The 19,867-nt window shown below is 46.2% G+C and carries 14 protein-coding genes; 5 read left to right on the top strand and 9 right to left on the bottom strand.

The genetic code is table 11. The features are described 5' to 3' along the window. From ACXAER_RS09340 to ACXAER_RS09350, 3 genes are all read left to right on the top strand, one after another. The gene (locus tag ACXAER_RS09340; protein WP_474828631.1) at positions 1-771 is read left to right on the top strand and encodes a thiazole synthase; all 771 of its coding nucleotides are present in this window, start codon (positions 1-3) and stop codon (positions 769-771) included. Continuing rightward, positions 768-1,901 carry a 2-iminoacetate synthase ThiH gene (gene thiH / locus ACXAER_RS09345; RefSeq protein ID WP_474828634.1) on the top strand — a complete coding sequence of 378 codons (1,134 nt, stop codon included), beginning with the start codon at positions 768-770 and terminating at the stop codon, positions 1,899-1,901. The genes ACXAER_RS09340 and thiH overlap by 4 nt, the downstream gene beginning before the upstream one ends. Positions 1,902-2,130: 229 nt before the next feature. Continuing rightward, positions 2,131-3,357, top strand: coding sequence for a threonine/serine exporter family protein (locus tag ACXAER_RS09350; protein ID WP_474828636.1), 1,227 nt, complete (start codon positions 2,131-2,133; stop codon positions 3,355-3,357). Between the two features lie 98 nt (positions 3,358-3,455). Here the strand turns inward: ACXAER_RS09350 and ACXAER_RS09355 are convergent, their stop codons facing one another. The 4 genes from ACXAER_RS09355 to ACXAER_RS09370 all read right to left on the bottom strand — a co-directional run bounded on the left by ACXAER_RS09355 (position 3,456) and on the right by ACXAER_RS09370 (position 8,019). Beyond that, complete coding sequence (locus ACXAER_RS09355; protein WP_474828638.1) at positions 3,456-4,541, bottom strand: DUF697 domain-containing protein; 1,086 nt, start codon at positions 4,539-4,541, stop codon at positions 3,456-3,458. Next, a complete protein-coding gene (locus ACXAER_RS09360; RefSeq protein WP_474828640.1) occupies positions 4,538-5,929 on the bottom strand; it encodes a YcjX family protein in 1,392 nt (463 codons plus the stop codon). The genes ACXAER_RS09355 and ACXAER_RS09360 overlap by 4 nt, the downstream gene beginning before the upstream one ends. 201 nt (positions 5,930-6,130) lie before the next feature. Then, entirely contained in the window at positions 6,131-6,892 is a 762-nt protein-coding gene (locus tag ACXAER_RS09365; protein WP_474828642.1) for an MBL fold metallo-hydrolase, read from the bottom strand. Between the two features lie 191 nt (positions 6,893-7,083). After that, complete coding sequence (locus tag ACXAER_RS09370) at positions 7,084-8,019, bottom strand: LysR family transcriptional regulator (protein WP_474828645.1); 936 nt, start codon at positions 8,017-8,019, stop codon at positions 7,084-7,086. 223 nt (positions 8,020-8,242) lie between these two features. Between ACXAER_RS09370 and ACXAER_RS09375 the strand changes: the two genes are divergently transcribed. Continuing rightward, entirely contained in the window at positions 8,243-9,463 is a 1,221-nt protein-coding gene (locus ACXAER_RS09375) for an acyl-CoA dehydrogenase family protein (RefSeq protein WP_474828647.1), read from the top strand. Positions 9,464-9,529: 66 nt separating this feature from the next. Here the strand turns inward: ACXAER_RS09375 and ACXAER_RS09380 are convergent, their stop codons facing one another. From ACXAER_RS09380 to ACXAER_RS09400, 5 genes are all read right to left on the bottom strand, one after another. Beyond that, positions 9,530-10,045 carry a hypothetical protein gene (locus tag ACXAER_RS09380; protein WP_474830555.1) on the bottom strand — a complete coding sequence of 172 codons (516 nt, stop codon included), beginning with the start codon at positions 10,043-10,045 and terminating at the stop codon, positions 9,530-9,532. A 154-nt stretch (positions 10,046-10,199) separates the two neighbouring features. Beyond that, complete coding sequence (locus ACXAER_RS09385) at positions 10,200-12,926, bottom strand: TonB-dependent receptor plug domain-containing protein (RefSeq protein ID WP_474828649.1); 2,727 nt, start codon at positions 12,924-12,926, stop codon at positions 10,200-10,202. 289 nt (positions 12,927-13,215) lie between these two features. Then, entirely contained in the window at positions 13,216-14,934 is a 1,719-nt protein-coding gene (locus tag ACXAER_RS09390) for an amidohydrolase (protein ID WP_474828651.1), read from the bottom strand. A gap of 192 nt (positions 14,935-15,126) precedes the next feature. Beyond that, the gene (locus tag ACXAER_RS09395; protein ID WP_474828653.1) at positions 15,127-15,648 is read right to left on the bottom strand and encodes a hypothetical protein; all 522 of its coding nucleotides are present in this window, start codon (positions 15,646-15,648) and stop codon (positions 15,127-15,129) included. Between the two features lie 223 nt (positions 15,649-15,871). Then, positions 15,872-17,965, bottom strand: a complete 2,094-nt coding sequence (locus tag ACXAER_RS09400) for a TonB-dependent siderophore receptor (protein ID WP_474828655.1) — start codon at positions 17,963-17,965, stop codon at positions 15,872-15,874. A gap of 197 nt (positions 17,966-18,162) precedes the next feature. Here ACXAER_RS09400 and ACXAER_RS09405 point away from each other — a divergent pair, with 197 nt between their 5' ends. Continuing rightward, complete coding sequence (locus ACXAER_RS09405) at positions 18,163-19,860, top strand: class I SAM-dependent methyltransferase (RefSeq protein ID WP_474828658.1); 1,698 nt, start codon at positions 18,163-18,165, stop codon at positions 19,858-19,860. Positions 19,861-19,867: the final 7 nt, after the last annotated feature.

Genomic DNA, 19,867 nt, shown 5'->3' on the forward strand with positions numbered 1-19,867 from the left:
ATGCTAACGCTTGCAAACCACACATTTTCATCACGTCTTTTAACCGGTACAGGAAAGTTCAGCAACGCCGCCACTATGAAAGACGCAGTGGCCGCTACACAAAGTAACATTGTTACCCTGGCAATGAAGCGCGTGTCGACTAATAGCAAGCAAGACGAAACGCTAACGGCGCTTCGAGAGTTAGGGGTTACACTGCTACCCAACACATCAGGGGCTAAAAATGCCCAAGAAGCCATATTTGCCGCAGAACTTTCTTATGAAGCGCTAGGTAGCCCATGGATAAAGTTGGAAATTCACCCCGACCAACGCTACTTGCTGCCCGACCCAATCGAAACTCTTCAGGCCGCCGAAGCTTTGGTGAAAAAAGGGTTTCATGTACTGCCTTACTGCGGGGCAGACCCCGTTTTGTGTAAACGCCTAGAAGAAGTCGGCTGCGCTGCTGTTATGCCGTTAGGCGCCCCCATTGGTAGCAACCAAGGCTTACAAACTAAGCCTTTTTTGCAAATTATTGTTGAACAAGCCTCTATTCCGGTCATTGTAGATGCAGGTATTGGCAAGCCCAGTGAAGCCATGGCGGCCATGGAAATGGGCGTAGACGCAGTATTAGTAAATACGGCTATTGCCACTGCTCAAAACCCTGTTGCCATGGCAGAGGCCTTTGCAAGCGCTGTAGGAACAGGCCGAAAAGCGTTTGAAGCAGGACTAGGGACCACAAGCAATTTTGCGCAGGCCTCTAGCCCACTTACTGCGTTTTTGGAGCCAGCGGTATGAAGGTAGCTCAAGCACTAATGCAGCAAGACTTATCTCATCTAGCTATGTCAATTAACAGTAAAACCGCGAGTGACGTAGAGCGAGCGTTAAACGCCAATACACTTACACTCGATGACTTTATGGCGCTGATCTCACCTGCCGGCTCACATTATCTGGAAGCCATGGCAAGTCGCGCGCAGGCGCTAACCCGTCATCGCTTTGGCAATACCATGCAGCTATTCGTGCCTTTGTACCTGTCGAACCTATGTGCCAACGAATGTACCTATTGCGGCTTTACCATGAGCAACAAAATCAAGCGCAAAACCTTATCTATAAGTGAAGTGCTTACCGAGATTGAAGCTATTAAAGATATGGGCTTTTCTCAGGTATTGCTGGTAACTGGCGAACACGAGACAAAGGTGGGCATGGACTATTTTGAGCAAACCCTTAGCGCAATTCGCAACAAGGTAAGCTACCTTATGATGGAGGTACAGCCGCTAAAATGGGAACAATACCAAACGTTAAAGCATCTGGGGTTAGATGCGGTGCTGGTATATCAAGAAACCTATTCGCCCCAGTACTACGCCAGCTACCATACCCGAGGTAAAAAGCAGGATTTCTTATGGCGATTAGAAGCCAGCGACCGTATTGGGAAAGCAGGTATCGATAAAATAGGCATAGGTGCGTTACTTGGTTTAGGTGACTGGAGAGTTGATAGTGCCATGACCGCCCTTCACGGCAAATTAATACAGCAGCACTATTGGCAAAGTCGTGTATCTATTGCTTTTCCGCGCCTTAGAAGCTGTGAAGGTAATAGCAGTGGCGGCAACGCTCTTACCAATAACAAACTACCTAACGAACGAGAGCTGCTGCAGTTAATTTGCGCCCACCGCTTGTTTAACCCGCAAGCGGAATTATCCCTGTCTACCCGCGAGTCGGCAGTATTTAGAGACGGCGTAATGCCGCTTGGTATCACATCGATGAGTGCTGCGTCACAAACTCAGCCTGGCGGTTACAGCGAACCCTCACAGGCTTTAAACCAGTTTGATATTGATGATAGTCGCTCGGTGTCAGAAGTGGTAAACGCAATTGCTAGGAAAGGACTAGAGCCTGTTTGGAAGGATTGGATGTCATTTGAAGTACGCGTTTAGGCTTACCATACTGGGTGCCTACTAATGGTCAATGCGTGATTAGAGCGCTGATTTACACCCCGTCAAACATTAGTTTTTTTAAGGCAAAACAAATAAAAAATTTCTTTTGCTTTCAAGTAAAACCCTCCGTAGAATCCGCCCAAATTTTAGCCAGACACTTTACCTATGTGTCTGGCTTTTTTGTCTTATTTATTTCATATTAAAGTTATCAAAACTTAAGGGCAGTGCGTTGGATACCGTTGAATTTATTCAAATTCGTAGATTTATAGTAAAACTTGGCAAAATGCTGCACAAGTATGGTACTCCTGCGTTCCGTCTGGAAGCTTATCTTGGTGAAGTCGCTCAGTATTTAGGCGTGCACGCGTCATTTATTTCTACCCCTACATCGCTAACTTTCGTTATCTGGAGTGACCGTCACGAAGACGAATACAACCACTCGGCGCGATTACAGCCAGGCGATTTAGATATGAACGCGCTGTCGCTCACCGACGAATTAGCCAGCGAGCTACTATCGGGAAACCTTTCGCTAGCAGAAGCCGATAAGCGCCTAAATGAAATAGATGCCATGGGCAGCCCCTACGGCAAATTATCTACCGGTACAGCATTTGCCATGGCCACCGGTGCATTCGCTATGCTAATGGGTGCAAGCTGGAGCGAAATAGGTTGGTCTGCTGCGCTGGGTATTGTGGCCTACCTGTGGACGTTATGGGCAGAACGTTCGAAGCGCGTAAACCTAATGCTAGAGCCTGTTACCGCATTTGTAGGCGGCATTTTAACCTGTGCCATAAGCCAGTACGTTGACCCGGGCATTAATATTCCTTTGGTTGTGCTTTCTTCCGTCATTGTATTTGTGCCTGGGCTTGCGCTGACGATGGGCTTAGCCGAACTATCTTCCCGTAACATGGTGTCGGGTACCGCCCGTACAATGGACGCCATTATGCAGCTATTTAAACTGTATTTCGGTGCATTCTTAGGTGTTTCGGTAGGGTTCAGTGTATTTGGTGAAAACGTATATACCCCAGCTGAATCCCTGCCCTATTGGGCTACCTGGCTGGCGGTATTTTTACTATGTATTGCGCTAGTTGCCATATTTAGAACCCGTATTAAGCACATACCGTGGGCACTGGCAGCTGCGTTTATTGCTTATAGCGCCACCGCATGGAGCTCTGATTACATGAGCCCGGGGCTTGGTGCATTCGTAGGCGCATTTGCGCTAGGCATTTTTGCTAATGCGTTCACCCGTATTGCCGATCAACCCGCCACCATTGTTGCAATGCACGGGCTTATTGTGCTGGTACCGGGTTCTAAAACCTATATTGGCTTGAACTCGTTTATGACCGGCCAAGACTTTGTAAAGGCCGACCATTTGGGCCAAGAAGTGTTTCTGATCTTTATGTCGCTAGTGGCAGGGCTTATCTTTGCTAACGTGGTTATGCCCACCAAAAAGGCGCTATAACGTTAATACAGTAACCTGAGGGTTTCGCATTGGAGCGCGGCTGGTGCCATTAGGCTGCGCAAAATTGCTAGCGCAGCCTAACAAGTGGGCGAGACGTGCTATTTAAGCAGCTTGATTAACGCTCGTCCTAAACGGGCGTTAAGCGCGCCAGCGGCAATGGCTTCAGCCGAATTCTCCATAAACTTGGCCGACAAACTGCCGCCAATCTGGTTGGCTACTTCATCGGTAGCCAAGTCGAATACGCCCTGCGCGGCAATGTTTTGCGCCAGCACTTTTAACAGTTTCCAGTTACCCGCTGTGCTTGGCCTTAACCCGTACACTCGCGCCATACGGCGAATAGTGCGAAAGCTAATCCAAACCACGGCAAAAGTTTGAATAAGGTTATTTGGGCTAATAAACGCCAGGCTTCCTGCGGTCACCGACTCTTTATTTAGCACCTTATGTGCTTTTTCTTGAACGGGCTTTAGCACCGTATCTTCGTACAGGCCAAGTCGTTCTGGCCCCGTCATATCGTCTTGACGCTGCTGCTTATAGCGGTCGAAACAATGGGCCGCGTAAGACCCTCTAGAAAAGTGTTTGCCGTGCTGACTTAACACGCGGTCTATTTGTTGCGGCGATGTTTCACTTCCTTTATTAGCCAGTAGTTCCCGGATAACACCAGCATCTTCCATCGCTGTATTTACTTGCTTATAGCCGCGCCACTCTTTAAAACTTAAAAAGCTGAAGCAGCTAATAAACCCCACTAGCAGCGCACCCAAAACACCTGTACCTATGGGGTGCTCAGAAAGGTTCGCAGCAAGGGTGGTATAGGCTTCAAAAACAAAAAAGCCAATTAGCGACACAACACCAAACCCTAGGGTTGCGGCACCTAACGAAAAACCATCTTTCTTAGCTTCAACTTCCCACACATCTTCACCAACCTGCTGCGGAAGCTTGGTTTCAGGCTGCGCAATATCTAAGGTTTGTGTTTTAACCTTGGTTTTATACTGCGGCTTGTTTACTGCACTACTATTTTGTTCGCCCTGAGAGGCAGTTTGAAATTGCCTATCTGCATTACCTTGCTGGTCGCCATTAGCGCCATAAGGCGCGTCGCTTCTAGAAACGGTCGAACTGGGCGAATTACTAATATCGGACGAGCTAGACGGCTCTGGGCTTTCATCAAATGTATAAGGTTTATCGCTCATTCTTGTTCTCCTTTGCCCAGTAAAAACTGAAGCAATCTGTCTACGCCCTTACCTGCTAAAATACGCGCTTTAAAATCGCTGGGCACACTGACATTAGGTACTGGGAAATGACTGCCCTCTTCCATATCTTTTAGTGTGCTGGGTATGGGTTCAAACGTAGATTCTACATAGCGGCCTTCGCTGTCTTTATAGCGAATAGCGTCTTCATTGCTGCCGTCGTCTGTGACTTGCATGCTAGACACTAAGAAATGTTCAAACTGAATAGGTTTACCGTCGAACCGTGCTCGTGCCCCTTCGGTAATCTGGGTAAGCAAATTAAGTAAATTACCGCGCTGACTTACCGGCACCAAGTCAGACTTAGTGGCGACAAACGCCACCTTGCCTATTTGTTCTTTTTTCAGCACATTGCGCGAAAACCAATTACTTTGCCCATACACAAAGGTATCGGCCAAATGGCTTAGGGTTTCCTTTAGCTGATACAAATGCTGTCTGCTATGGTTAAGCCCTTCAAACAAATCTACCAAAATAATTTGCTTATCAGTTTCTTTGAAAATGGACTGTTTTAATGGCGTTAACCACCCGCTTTGAAACTTCGAGAAATGCTTATCAAATATTTTAAACCACGGGTGCGACACGTCGCTGGTAATGCTAGACGGTAGCGGCGTAAAGCCAAAAGCCTGCCAATCAAAGTCGCTCGACTCCAATAAGAAACTGCCCGGCTGCAGCAAAGATATACCGTTCGCTTTAGCTTCAACTAAATAATCACGGTAGGCGTTAACAAGCAGCTGAATGCGCTGTTCTGTGGGCTCTTGTTCAAAATCGAACTGATTAACAAAAGCTTTCCACTGGCTGGCAAAGTATTGTTGCGGCCCGCTGCTAAGCTGCGCCCACGCAGAGTCTGACCAATGAGCATAGGTTTTACTTAACATGGGAATGTCAGTAACCCACTCGCCAGGGTAATCGATAAACTCAAACACCACTTCGCTATGGGGCAGAACATGGCGCTTGAATGATGTTGTTTCTTTTAAACGTACCACTAGCTTAAAACCGAATGCTTCTTCAGTAGCTTTAGGCCACTGGCCGTTTTCAAGATCACCAATATTCTGCAAGTGCGGAAAAGGTTTATAGCCTTCAATGGGCTCAATGCGCATATCAAGCACATGGGAAGGCGGCAAATATCGCAACAAAGGCAAACATGCATAACCCTCTTCACTACGGCTTTTCAGCATGGTGATAAGGCTGGTAAATAACATGGACTTACCGCTTCGACTCAGCCCAGTAATAGTGAATCGGTGCGTTTCTTTGTTAAACGCACTACTTAGTTTGTCGCCGGTTAGCGACGCTAATTCCCGAGTTTTGTCAAAAAGCGTAGCGATATTTTTCTGCATTATTGTTTTATATTCTGCCTTTGCAGCTCCTATACCTTTGAGCCTATCTCAACAAACATAACGTGCCGAGAGGGGCTGCACTTACTTTAATATAAAGTTCGCGATATAAGAGTAATGAGGTTTTGTACGTTTAAAAGCAAGGGCAGTGCCATTTAAACACGCCACTTAGCAGGCAAAGCCAGGTTACCCTTAGCCTGCAAGTTAATGCTCGCGAGTTTGATTGAAGAGCTTTTTCTTTATACGATTTTTGCTGGAGTGCCAGTGGTTCTTAGGTTTGCGAGGTGCATTCTCGATAACATGCTCAAAATCAATATCCGACTTTTTCGTTGGCGGTACATGTGCACAAAAGAATGTATCAATTTGTGACTGCGCTAACCTTTTTAAGCTTTCACGATATTGATTAGGGTGACATAGCGGATACGGCGGTACTAACTCCCCTTTAACCTGTACCAATACATCGGCAATGTAAGCCTGCTGCGTAGGAATATGCGCAAGGGTTAGGTCGTGATCGGTATGACCCGGCGTGTACATTACCTGCCAATCGGGAAATCCCGGTAGCGTTTGATTGTCTTTTAGCGTGATATCTGGTGCTAATATCGGGTTGTACCAAATAGGCATTCTAGGCTTGCCAATACGGTTTGCCACCCACCAGGTTAGCAGCAAATCAATACCGTGAGCGGTACGCCCGGCAAAGCCCGCATACCACTTAATCGCTTTGGGGTGTGATGCTACTTGTGCTCCCGTACGCTTGCGCAATTTAATAGCGCCACCGGCATGATCGGGGTGCATGTGGGTAACCACAACAAGCTTTAAGTCGGTTAACGGGCGGCCTAGGGTTTGGGTAATGTATTTGCACACATTGTCTACATCGGCCCGGCTACAGCCATCAAGCAATAGTATGCCGTTGCTGTCTTCAACAAGATAAATGTGCTGTATATAGCCTGCTAATGTGTGAATTTTCATTACCGCTTCCTTTTCACCCGAACCTGCAACGCTTGCTAAAAGTACTGCCTAACAAGTTTAAGCACTTACTTCTACTTATCTATATACCGTCGCGCTTTTTACCGTGAAAGTCGCTTGGCATTACAAAGCGTAAAATACTGTGCTAGTACCTGTATGCTATTAGCGATGATTGGAATGAATCCTATCAGAACCTATCTGGTATGACCAGATTCAGCGAACAAGTGTAGCATTAAATCCCGCAGCCACATCAACCCAGGCTCGCCTTCTTGCTGGCTATGCCAGTAAAGGTGCGTTTCCAGTGCAGGTATTTGATAAGGCAGCTTAGTGCTTATCAGGTTATCGTCGCTTACTGCATCGGCTACTGAACCCGGTAAGGTTAACAAAGCCTCAGTGTTAGCCACCACATCTGCTGCCGCGCGATAGTTTTGGCAGCGCCACAAAGAAGGCCGACTTACACCTAATTGTTGCAGGGCAATTTCTTCTACCGATGCCCCTTTAGCCCGGTTAGACACCGTAATGTGTCGAGCTGCCACATACTTTTTCTTATCTAAATTCTTCGCTAATGGGTTTTGCTTATTCATAAGCACTTTGTAGGTATCGCGACGTAAAAGCGAATGGGAAATGGGTGCAGCAACCGCACGGCCAATATCAATAACTAAATGGAGGTTTCGGTTGGTTAAATCAGCTAGCATGACGTCACGGTGTAAGCGAGTGCTTACTATTTCAATATTAGGCGCTTGCTTTTCTAAGGTTGAAAGTAGTACGGGCAGAACCCCTAACTCTAACGACTCCTGCATGGCAATAACAAAGCGCTGATGGCTGTGTAGCGGGTTGAAATCGGCGAACTCGCCTAATGCTTTTCGAATATCGCTTAAGGCTTTTAAGATAGCCGGCGCTAATCTTTCGCAGGCAGCAGTGGGCAGCATACTTTGCTTTTCTTTTACAAAAAGCGGATCGCCTAAAATATCCCGAAACCGGCGCATGGCATGACTAACGGCAGACGGCGTAATGTGCAGCGCCTCGGCAACGCGAGTCATATTTCTATGCTGCCAAAGGGCTTCGAAAACTTTTAGTAAGTTCAAATCTAGCTTTTCAAATTGCCTGTTTTCTAACACACGTATCACCATGAATGAAATTCACATCATTTAAGGATTATATTTCATTTCATTCACTGAGCAAGTTTCTCTAGTATTAAGCCAACGAAGCACTTTTGCACACATTCATCGATAGCTAAGGAGCATGAATTTAGTGCGCTCTTTACAAGCAAAATAACCATGTGATGCAAAGCCTAAATACGCTGCTTGCAAGCATTACAAACTAAAGCGAACAATTTAAAAGTAAAGGTACCCTATGGATTTTTCACATAACGACAAAACCAAAGCCTTATTAGACAAGCTGGATAACTTTATTGCCGAGCATATTGCGCCAATCGAGAATGAAGTTTACGACTTTCACCATAAAGAAAATAACCACGGCGACTGGAAAAACTGGAAGCTGCACCCTGGCACCGAGGCACTAAAAGCTAAAGCACGTGAAGCGGGCTTAGCGAATTTGTTTCTGCCCGATGCTGAACTAGGTCAAGGGCTAACCACACTTGAATATGCGCCAATGGCTGAACGCATGGGTAAATACTTGTTTGCCCCGGAAATCTTCAACTGTAATGCGCCTGATACCGGCAACATGGAAGTGCTTTATCACTTTGGTAGCGATGCACAAAAAGAAACGTGGCTAACACCATTACTGGCTGGCGAGATCCGCTCAGTGTTTGGCATGACTGAACCTGATGTTGCGTCATCTGACGCCACCAACATGGCGGCAACCATCATTAAAGATGGTGACGACGTCGTTATTAACGGCAAAAAGTGGTGGTCGACAGGCTTGGGGCACCCTAACGCGGCATTTACCATCTTCATGGGTTTATCGAACCCAGAGAATGACAAGCACAGCCGCCACAGTATGGTAATAGTGCCGCTGGATACACCCGGAATTACCATAAAGCGTATGCTAGATGCCTACGGCGATTACGATGCGCCTTACGGCCATGGCGAAATGCATTTCGATAATGTACGCGTAAGCAAAGACAACATTATCATGGGATTAGGCAAAGGGTTTGCTATAGCACAAGGTCGCTTGGGCCCTGGTCGTATTCATCACTGCATGCGTGCTATCGGAATGGCCGAAAAAGCATTAGAGCTTGCGCTTAAACGCGGTCACGAGCGCGTTGCTTTTGGTAAGCCCATCATCCGTTTAGGAGGTAACCTAGAGCGCGTTGCTGATGCTCGTATGGCGATTGAGCAAGCGCGATTACTTACTCTTCACGCGGCGTGGAAGATAGATAATTTAGGCGTTAAACACGCTATGACAGAGATCTCAGCCATCAAAGTAGTAGTGCCGAACATGCTACAAAGCGTGGTGGATATGTCGCTACAAATTCACGGTGGCGCAGGTATGTGCAGCGACTTCCCATTAGCCCGTTTTGCGGCTGGCGCAAGAGCCCTTCGCTTAGCTGATGGCCCCGACGAAGTGCACAAAGGTATGGTGTCGCGCCTAGAGCTTAAAAAATACCAGTAGCAAAAACTAATATAAAAAATGCGGCTTAATGCCGCATTTTTTGTAGGTTCGATGGATCTAAAAAAACTAGTTATCTTCTTTACGCTGCTCAATGCGCTGATGTAGCGCGTCTAGCTTGCTAAAGCTGTCGAACAGCTCTGGGTGTGTGGCAACTAACGCGGCAACATGCTCGAAGGCTTCTTCTCGCGTGTCGTTAGTAAGAAAGCGAATATCGTCATCGCTAGGTAAGCGATTAAAGTCGATACCTGGGCCTGTAGAAGATGCTTGAATCTTCATGGCGCGAAAGTCTTTCACATAGCGGGGTTCGCAGCTTTTACGGGCAATTTGGCTACCAATAGGCTTTTGATATTTGCAGATAACATCAAACTTTGCGACGTCATTGATACTGTTATACAGTTCCAGGAACTCGAAGCGCTGATTATCGAAGGCTTTCTTTAATTGCGGCGTGGTCTTTTGGCCAAATACTTCAATGCTTTCAACGCGTTCTTTATCGTTTTGCGCAGTTACTTGAAAGCTTGCCGCAAGCGCTAGCGAAAGCGCAGCTGTTTTTATGGCATGAAGCCCGTATTTACGTAGGTTCATCACAATTAACATCCTCGTTGTTTTACTTGTACATTTCTCAAACTAGCACTTGAATAAATTTTAGTCAAAAAAATACCGCTTCTTGTTATAAGAAGCGGCATTTTATTTTGTTTATAAACTAGCGAGTTAACTCGTTATTTAGTTTGCTATTGGCTTAGTAAGTATAGCGTGCCTGCACGTACCACATACCACCATTGAAACCAAACGGACTAGCTTCTGAGTAAAGCTGACCTAAGCTTCCTGCGCTTGGGTTTTCTTCTGGGTATTCGTCGAACAGGTTGTTCACACCAATAACAAGATCAAGGTTTTCGCTATAAGAGTACTTGGCTTCTACGTCTATCAAAATAGCCGCGTCAATGCCGTCTACACCGTTACCCGTGTCGTCCCAACCACCGTAGTAGTTAGCGCGAACTAGGGTGCGAAGTGCCCCTTGCGTGTGTGTCCATGAAATATTACCGCGAAGGTTTGGCAGTAAGTCCTCAATTGCAGCAACACGGCCTTCGCCAATTGGGTTAAGCGTACCTACATCGTCCACTTCGGTTTCGTTGTAGTTCGCAGCTAACGTAATACGTGAATTACCTTCCCATAAGTCGAAGCTGTAGTTACCTACAATGTCTATACCGCGTGTAGTGGTGTCGAAGCTGTTCGAGAAGAAGCGGAACTGCGACAAATCGTCTAAGCCGATAAAGTCTGAACGGTCGATAATGCCCGATGCATCAAGCTCAGTAAGGGCTTCAGATACGGTTGCGTAGTCGGTACCGCCACCGGCGAAGTTAAGCGCATCCAAGAAGTTTACGTTAGCACCTAGTGCAACACGGTTTTCCATTTCGATGTTATAGAAATCGATGGTCCAGCTCATGTCTGCCACATCAATTGATGCACCGAATGAGAAGTTCACCGCTTCCTCTGGCCCTAGGTCTGGACGACCATTACCTTGGCTTTCAATAAAGTCAGCCGCTAGCTGACCTGCCGCCGATGACAATGGCAGTGTACCTTGGTCAATCAATACGCCGTTCACATTTTGCGTGGTAACGTTAGTAATACTTGCTTGACCCGCTGTTGGCGCGTGGAAACCGGTTGAGTATGCACCGCGTAAACGGAAGTCGTCCGTTACGTGGAAAATACCGGCCAGTTTAAAGTCGGTAGTATCACCAAACTCACTGAAGTCTTCACGACGCAGCGCTGCTTGCAAGGTTAGTTGGTCTGTTACGTCAGCTTCCAAGTCAATATAGACCGCGTTACTGTCTTGCGACGAGCTGGTATCACGAGGGAAACCACCAAAACCGTTCGAGCTAGACGAGAAGCCTTGGCTTGCTAGCGGACCAAGGGCATAAGACGCTTCATCACCGGCAAATAAGTCAAACTCTTCTTTACGGTATTCTGCACCAAACGCAACGTTTAAGTCAGACGCTAAACCTACATCAACACCGTACACAAAGTTAAGGTTAACTAGTGTTTCGGTTTGCTCTTGGCCACCAGGTACAAAATCACGCGGAGTAGCTGGGCCTAAAGAGGCGTTAATTGTGTTCTTAATGAAGAAATCTGTGCGGTTAGAGCCACGCTGCGCACTGAAGTCGTAACCTAAACCGTTACCAATTTCTAAGTCACCACGTACACCTACGGTAAACGCCATGTCTTCATTGTCGCCACCAAAGCGCGGTACAAAGCCCGTTGGAATAGTTTCAATGAACGAGAAACAGTTATCGTCAGCCTGTACTTGTGCTAGGAAAGTTGGATCTGGGAATACATTGCCCTCACCGCCAATTGGAATACCGTCGATACAGCTTCCACCTACGCCAACACCGTCAAGGTCGCCTACAAGCACTGAGTGTACGCCGTCTGGATCTTCTAAACCGGTTAGTGGGTCAACCAATGGACCTGCGTATACACCGCCGCGCTGGCTACCTTCCGTTACCGGGTTACGGTAGAAGAAGCCACCGGTAACTGTACGTTTACCGTAGTTACCAAATAGGTAAAGCTCGGCTTTGTCGTTTAGCTCGTACGCTGAGTTAATAAAAACTTTATAGTCGTCTTCTACGTCTGGCTGGCCCCAATACTGTGGCACTTCATTGGTATAGGTATTGATAGTAGAAAAGTCTGACTGGCTTAAGTAACCCGCATCAACCATACCTTGTACGTCGTCACGCACTACTGAGCGCACGGTACCTTCAACATCACGAATTTCACCTGTGATGTTCACAAAACCGTCGGCACCTAGTGAGAAACCAGCGTTGGCGGAAATAGTGTAGTTGTCGCCATCGCCTTCATAGGTAGAACCATAGTTAGCGCGGAACTCAAAACCTTCATCGTCGTCGCGAAGCAAGAAGTTAAGTACCCCAGCGATAGCGTCTGAACCGTACTGTGACGATGCACCGTCACGTAGTACTTCTACTTGTTTTAAAGCTAACGAAGGGATTGCTGAAATATCCACACCCTGCGCACCGTCAGAAATACCACCACCTAAGAAAGAGATAATAGAGCCGCGGTGACGGCGTTTACCGTTTACCAACACCAACACGTTATCAGGTGATAGACCGCGCATGTTAGCCGGGCGCACAATGGTAGCGGCGTCACTGATTGGCTGGGTGTTTACATCGAAGGACGGTACGTTAGTACGCAACATATCTTGCACGTCGCTAGATGAATTTTGACGGAATTCATCACCGGTAATTACGTCTACAGGTACGGGGGAATCAGCCGCTGAGCGGTTGCTCATGCGTGTACCGGTTACAATGATATTTTCAAAATCTTCCGCTTTTTCTTCTGCTTCTTGTGCAAACGTAGGCGCTGACATCGCCGCAAAAAACGGCATAGAACTAGCAATAATGGCTGAGGTTATTCGATTAAGTTTTTTCCCTTTAGGGAAGTTACCTTGATCCAATGTGTTTCTCCTTCAAGACTTGTTGTTTTTTAAGCGTTTTAAGGTTTTTGATTATTTTTATTATTGGTGTAGGCAACGCGTATTAGCGGTTGTTGAATAGAATGTGATACAACCAAACTAATATGCACACCCAAATTAGAATAAAACAACTAAAAAGTATACTTTTAAGAGATAATTATCACCCATTAGACGAATATTATATTAGCCTTTAGGATAAAAGAACGCTTTGTTATTAAGCGGAGCGCAGAAAGCGCCGCACGCAACAGCATGCAGCGCTTATAAGAACAGGTTAATTATTGGTAAGATTTTGAAAGACTACCTTGCCGTTTACCACCGTCATCACAACGTTGGCCTTCAAAATATCGCTAGGTTCTGCCGTCATAAAATTAGTGTCGAAAACAGAAAAGTCGGCGTATTTGCCCACTTCAATAGAGCCTAAACTATCTTCTTGAAACGACGCATAGGCAGGCCATAGGGTGAACATGCGAAGCGCATCTTCCCGAGATAACGACAATTCTGGGTGCCACCCTTTATCTTGCGTACCGTTAAGCCTGCTACGGGTAATAGCTGCGTAAAACTCAATGCGTGGGTCGCCCACTTCTACTGGCGCGTCTGATCCCCCTACCAAGATCACACCTTTATTCACCAGCGATTTCCAAGGGTAAGCGTATTCTAAGCGGCTGTAGCCCAAACGGCTTGGCGCAAAGTTTAAATCACCTATGGCATGACTTGGCTGCATTGATGCCACAATGTTCATGTCTGCCAGTCTGACTTGCTGTTTAGGTGGAATAATTTGCGCGTGTTCTAAGCGCCAGCGTAAGTCTTCGGTTTTCCACTTCGTTTTTGGTAACCCATTCCATGCTTCTTCATACCAATTAAGCGTGGAATATAATGCTCGGTCGCCAATAACGTGGGTCATTATCTGAAAGCCGTGCATTAGCGCCCGGTCCAACACGGGCATTAGCTCTGCCTTGGTGGTGCGGTTCATAAAACCGCTGTGATCAGCATCGCTATAGGGCGCTAGTAGTGCCGCACCACGAGAGCCCAAGGTGCCGTCGATAAACACCTTTATCCCATTTAAATAAAACAGTCCTTCTGCGAGTGTTTCTGTGCCATTTTGAAAAAGCTTATCAGACTCGCTAATAGGTATAGCAATATAAACCCGGTGCAGCATCTCGTCATTGTTGGCCAGTTGCTTTAGCTGCTGAACCTCTCGCCACTTCATGCCGGCGTCGTGGGTTGCCGTCCACCCTTGCGACACATTTACCTGCATACCGCGCTTTAAATTATCTTGTATATATTGGTCGGACTCGGGCGGTAAAATATTTCTGAAGAAGTCCATTGCCGTTGCCAAAACATAACCGGTGGGCGTGCCATCGTCATAGCGTTCAAACTTTCCGCCTTCAGGGTCAGGCGTGCTTTTGGTAACACCAGCGAGGGCCAACGCTTTTGAGTTTACCACGGCTGAAACACCGTCGGCGCGGGGCATAAACAGCGGCTTATTTTGAGTGAACGCATCTAGGTCGGCAGCGGTTAGAAAACGCTGCTCGTCTTGCCACTCACGCTCTATCCATCCACGGCCTAATACCCACTCACCGTCTGGTACGTTTTGCGCAAAGCTTTTAATTTCAGCTACCGTTTGCTTTAGCGTAGGTATACCGAACAAACTTAGCGTACGTGTACGCTTACCTATGCCTTCAAGATGCTGATGACTGTCGGTAAAGCCCGGGAAAAGCGTGCTGCCTTTTAAATCAATACGCTTTTCTGAACCGCAGTACCAAGGCGCTGCGTCGGCCTCTTTTCCAACAAACACTATGCGACCGTTTTCAACAGCTACCACTTCGGCCTGCCAGTTTTTATCGTCAGCGGTATATATAACACCGTTATGAAACACTATATCTGAGCTGTTACAGGGCTCAGAGGTTTGTGCTAAAACAACATGAGATACAAAGGCTACGGTGGCGATAACGCCATTTAGCATTAAGCGCGATAATACAGTTGAAAACATTGAGTTCACCTACTTTATTGTTATTCGCTTTCATTGGTAAAAAAGCGAGAAGCGGCCAGTTAAATGAACCCATGTTTGTTTCAACATACGTTTTTAAAAGTCCATTTTTTATGCAGATTAAACACACTAGCAACTGCCCTAATTTTAATCAAGGCAGTGGCTTGGTGTTAGAGGAGTGAGAATTACGGCAAGTTAGTTTTCAAGATTGTCGTTTGCACTGCGCGCCTTAATACGTTCATGAAGCGCGTCTAATTTCAAAAAGCTGTCTAAAAGCTTTTGATTGGTTGCTACCAAAGCTGCAACGTGTTGATAAGCTTCTTCACGTGTGTCTTTAGTTAAAAAGCGCAGGGTATCGTCGTTGGGTAGGCGGTTAAAGTCGATGCCTGGTTGCGTTGACCAGGTCTGCACCGTTAAGGCACGAAAATCAATCATGTATCTGGGTTCGCACAACTTGCGCGCAATCTGACTGCCGGTAAACTTGCGCCATTTACAAATTACGTCGAACTGGGCATCTGTATTAACGGAATTGTACAACTCAATAAAAGCCATCTGCTGCTTTTTAAATGCGCGCGTTAATTGAGGCGTGGTTTTCTCGCCCTGTACGTCGATAGTTTCAACAGACTGTTTATCGGGTTGAGCAAGTACAGGCGTGTGCATGCTTATGCATAAAAAGGCGGCGCTAAAAAACACGGATACTTTCTTCAATGATTGCATAACGTTTTCCTTTTGCATTAGTGGCAAGGAAACGTTAAGCAGTGTTCATTTTTTAAGCAAGTTAATTAAGATTAAGTCTTCGTGGTTGTTAAGATACCAACATACTTAGCAGCATCACTTTGAACACCTATTACAGAAGGGGCAAGCAAGGCGTTAAATGTAAAAGCAAAAGGTAGCCGACAATTAAAAGTTGACTACCCTTTTTTTAAATAAAGCGCTTTAATTAAAAGCTATAAGAAGCGCTTAATTGCGCGTTAATACCTGCGCCGTAATAACCCACGGTATGTAGGCTATTGATGTACTTCTTATCGAAGATGTTATTGATGTTCATGCGAACGGTAAGATCTTCAGTAAACGCGCGTGATGCATACACATTACCCAAGAAATACGCACCTTGTTCAACGTTGTAATCCACATTGCTTATTTCAGACTGCCAGCGACCACCAAAGCCTACTTCCACCTCTGGTGCTTGTGGCACTGTGTACGCTAGCTGGAACGTTACTACGTCACGGGGCGCCCATAAGTTAGCATCATTGCCCTGCTCATCCTCTACTTCGATAGCAGTATAAGACGCATTAACACGCAGTGCATCGGTGACCTGCCCGGCTACTTCAATTTCAAAACCATCAGACTCTACTGAAACGCCTTTGTAGTAGTACTGAAGCGTGTCTGGGTTAGTGCCTGCGTAGGCCGCCAAATTATCTTGCTCTGCAGTAAAGTAAGCGAACGTTGTTAATAAACGGTCGTCGAACCATTGGGCTTTCACGCCCGCTTCAAAGTTTTGACCTTTGGTAGGGTCTAGGTATTGGCCGTTAATGTCGTACTGTTCTTGCGGCTGGTACACGTCTGAATAACTTACGTACGCGTTCACATCTTCAGTGACTGCGTAAGTAGCACCAACATAAGGGCTGGCTTCGCTTTCTGAGTTATCGATAACCGCGCCAGCGTTTTGCCCTGTTCGCTCAAAATCAATAGCGTTGAAACCAGCAATAACATGCATTTCATCAGTAACGCTAAAACGGGCTGAACCAAAGTAACGGGTTAGGTTTTGCTCAATGTTTGAATACTCAGAAGCGGCTAGCCACTCAGGCTCGGCAATCGCATCTAGCGCATAAGGGAACGCGGGTGTTGGGCCGTAAGCAGGTGTAGTGGCATAATCAAAGGCGTGAACAAAAGACACGTCATCGCTAGTAGCGTGGCTTACCCCAAAGTTCACTTCATGATTGCGACCAAATAGCGAAAAATCACCAAATACACGGCCTTCAACAAGATGAGAATCGCGCTCTGAGTCATAACGACCCGGCCAGCCAATAAGGCCTAAGCTCGTGTCTTTATCAATTGCGCCGTAGGCGTAAAACAGTTTGCTTTGATCTTCAAAGTCGCGGTAGTTATAGCTAAGCAGTAGCTGCCAATCGTTATCGAACACGTAGTCTAGCTCTACAAACGCATTGGTGGTTTCGGTATCCCATTTCGACCACTCTTGGGCCGTGGTATCGCTAATGTCCCACTCGGCTTGGGTGCCATCGGTATAGTTAAACACTAGCCCGCCCCAGGTATTGCCGTCGGTATTAGCATCTTGGTAAGACAACCCAAAGGTTACGGTAGCACTGTCGGTTAACTGGCCGTCGATAACACCGTAAACAAAGCTGCGATCGTTCTCTAATCCATCTAGGTGTGACTCTTTATCTTCAACGCTTGCTACTACGCGGGCTGCCCAGCTGCCGTCTTCAGTAAGCAGCATTGAATAGTCGCCCTGTACGCGCTTAAAGTTATACGAGCCAATGCTTGCGCCAATTTCACCGCCCTCTTCATTCGTTGGGCGCTTGCGCACATAGTTAATGGTACCCGACGCATTACCCACACCGGTTAGCAGGCCGTTAGCACCACGAATAACTTCAATTTCTTCATAACCGTAAGCTTCAACAGAACCGGTAACAATGCCCCAGTCGTTCGGCAGGCCTACACCGTCAATTTGGGTGTTTTTAATTTCAAAACCACGGGCCGTGTAGTTAGTACGGTTAGTTTCCCACTCTTCTACGTTAATACCCGGCGCTAGCTTTAGCGCATCATTAATATTAAACGCCCCGAACGACTGCATTAAGTCTTCAGAAAGAATGCTAATAGACTGAGGCGTTTCGCTAATTTCCATGGTTAAGCCCGTTGCACCGCGGCTAACGCGGTTTTGACGAACGCCAACAATACGAATTTTTTCAACGTCTGCTTCTTTAACTTCTACCGTATCGTTTTGCGTAGTTTGCGCATTTACCGACAATGCAAACGCGATAGGCGTTAGTGCAAATAAACTGCTTAATTTCATGGTTTTCTCTGTTATTGGTTTTGAAGGGTTGGTTTTTTCGAGCGGGAGTATAAAACAGCTTAAACTTAATTTAAATGATAATTATTGCTATTTACAATTAAGCAATAATGTTTATTCGTTTTAAGAAGGATGATTTGAGTTTATTTACTAAATGATTTAGAAATAGATACTCAACGGATTGGCAATAAGTTAGCGGTTTGACCCAAAATATAACGTACTACTCAACTAACGCTTCGACACTTGCGAAACAATACGATAGCGTACCCTTTGAGTCTGTTCACAAAGAATGGTTATACGCCATACCTAAAGAAGGAATGGTGCTGGATGTGGGTGCAGGCTCTGGACGTGATGCGCGTTATTTAGCCTCAAAGGGTTTGGGTGTGGTTGCGGTCGAGCCCGCAACTGGCATTAGAGAGCTCGCGCAAGGCTATACCGTTTCAAACCCAATTCACTGGATATCAGATACACTACCCGAACTGACTGAAGTTTTTCGCTTACAAACTAAATTTGATTTAATACTTCTAAGTGCAGTTTGGATGCACATCGCGCCATCGTCGCGAGAACGCGCTTGTAGAAAGCTATCTTCTTTGCTAAAGCCTAATGGCAAGTTAATTATCTCGCTGCGACATGGCAACTGCGCTGACGAACGTACCATGTACCCTGTTTCAGCAGATGAACTGGCTAAATTTGCTAGCCAGTTCGGGCTTACTTATCGACTACTTACTCCTGAAAAGTCAAACGATGAGCTAGGTCGTATGGATGTTCAATGGCAAACGGTTTTACTGACGCTGCCTGATAATGGTACAGGTGCATTTCCTTTAATCAGGAATATCGTAATAAACGACAGTAAATCATCAACGTATAAGGTAGCACTATTACGAACACTGCTTAGAATCGCCGAAGGCCATCCAGGCGCTTTAATAGAGCAAACAAACAAGCATGTTGTTTTGCCGGTTGGACTGGTGGCGCTCTATTGGCTGAAGCTTTACAAACCCTTAATTGATAAGTTCGAAATGCAGCAAAACAGCAATGCGAGCAGAGGATTAGGATTTATCAAGGAAGACGGCTGGCAGCAAATTAAAGCCTTTTCTAGCAATGATTTTTATATTGGCGCGCACTATTCAGATAGTGCAACGGTGCAAGCGATTTACCGAACTCTAAAAGACATCGCTTCGACAGTAAAAAACATGCCCGCTAAGCACACCACGTTACCCGGCACTGATGAAGGTGTTTTTCATGTTGAACTTAATCAAACTCGAAAACCTAAAACCGACCTTCTCTTAGACTTCGATTTTTTGTCTTTACTGGGTAAGTTCTATGTTCCTACTCATATTTGGGATTCATTAACGCAGTTTAGCGTATGGATAGAGCCTACTTTGATTAATGAATGGTCTTCTTTAATGGCTGAGTACAGCCAAAACAAACAAAGGCCACTTACTAAAGTAGATTACCTCAATGCGCTTAGATGGGACGACCCAGAACGCACTACTTCAAGAATTCGAAAACGCGTTAACGAATTACTAGCAAGTGAAGATGTTGCATGCTGTTGGTCAGGTAAGCGTTTGAAGTTATCTAGCTACGCTATCGATCACGCTTTTCCGTTTGCACGATGGCCTAACAACGACCTGTGGAATTTGCTACCAACGAAATCGAGCATAAACGCTAACAAATCAGACAAGTTACCCACTGGCTTGAAGCTTTCTAGTTCTCGTGAACAAATTATCTCTTGGTGGAAGCAAGGTTGGCGGAATAACCAAGCAGAATTTTTCAGCCAAGCCAATTTGGCTCTTCCGAATTTAAGCCCCCGCAACACAGACTTTGATGACGTATTTGAAGCGTTCGCGCTGCAACGTGATCGTATTAAGGCGTTGCAGCAATTGGAGGATTGGCGTTAATGCTAAA

It is taken from the genome of Alteromonas sp. AWJ4_199, assembly GCF_056159165.1.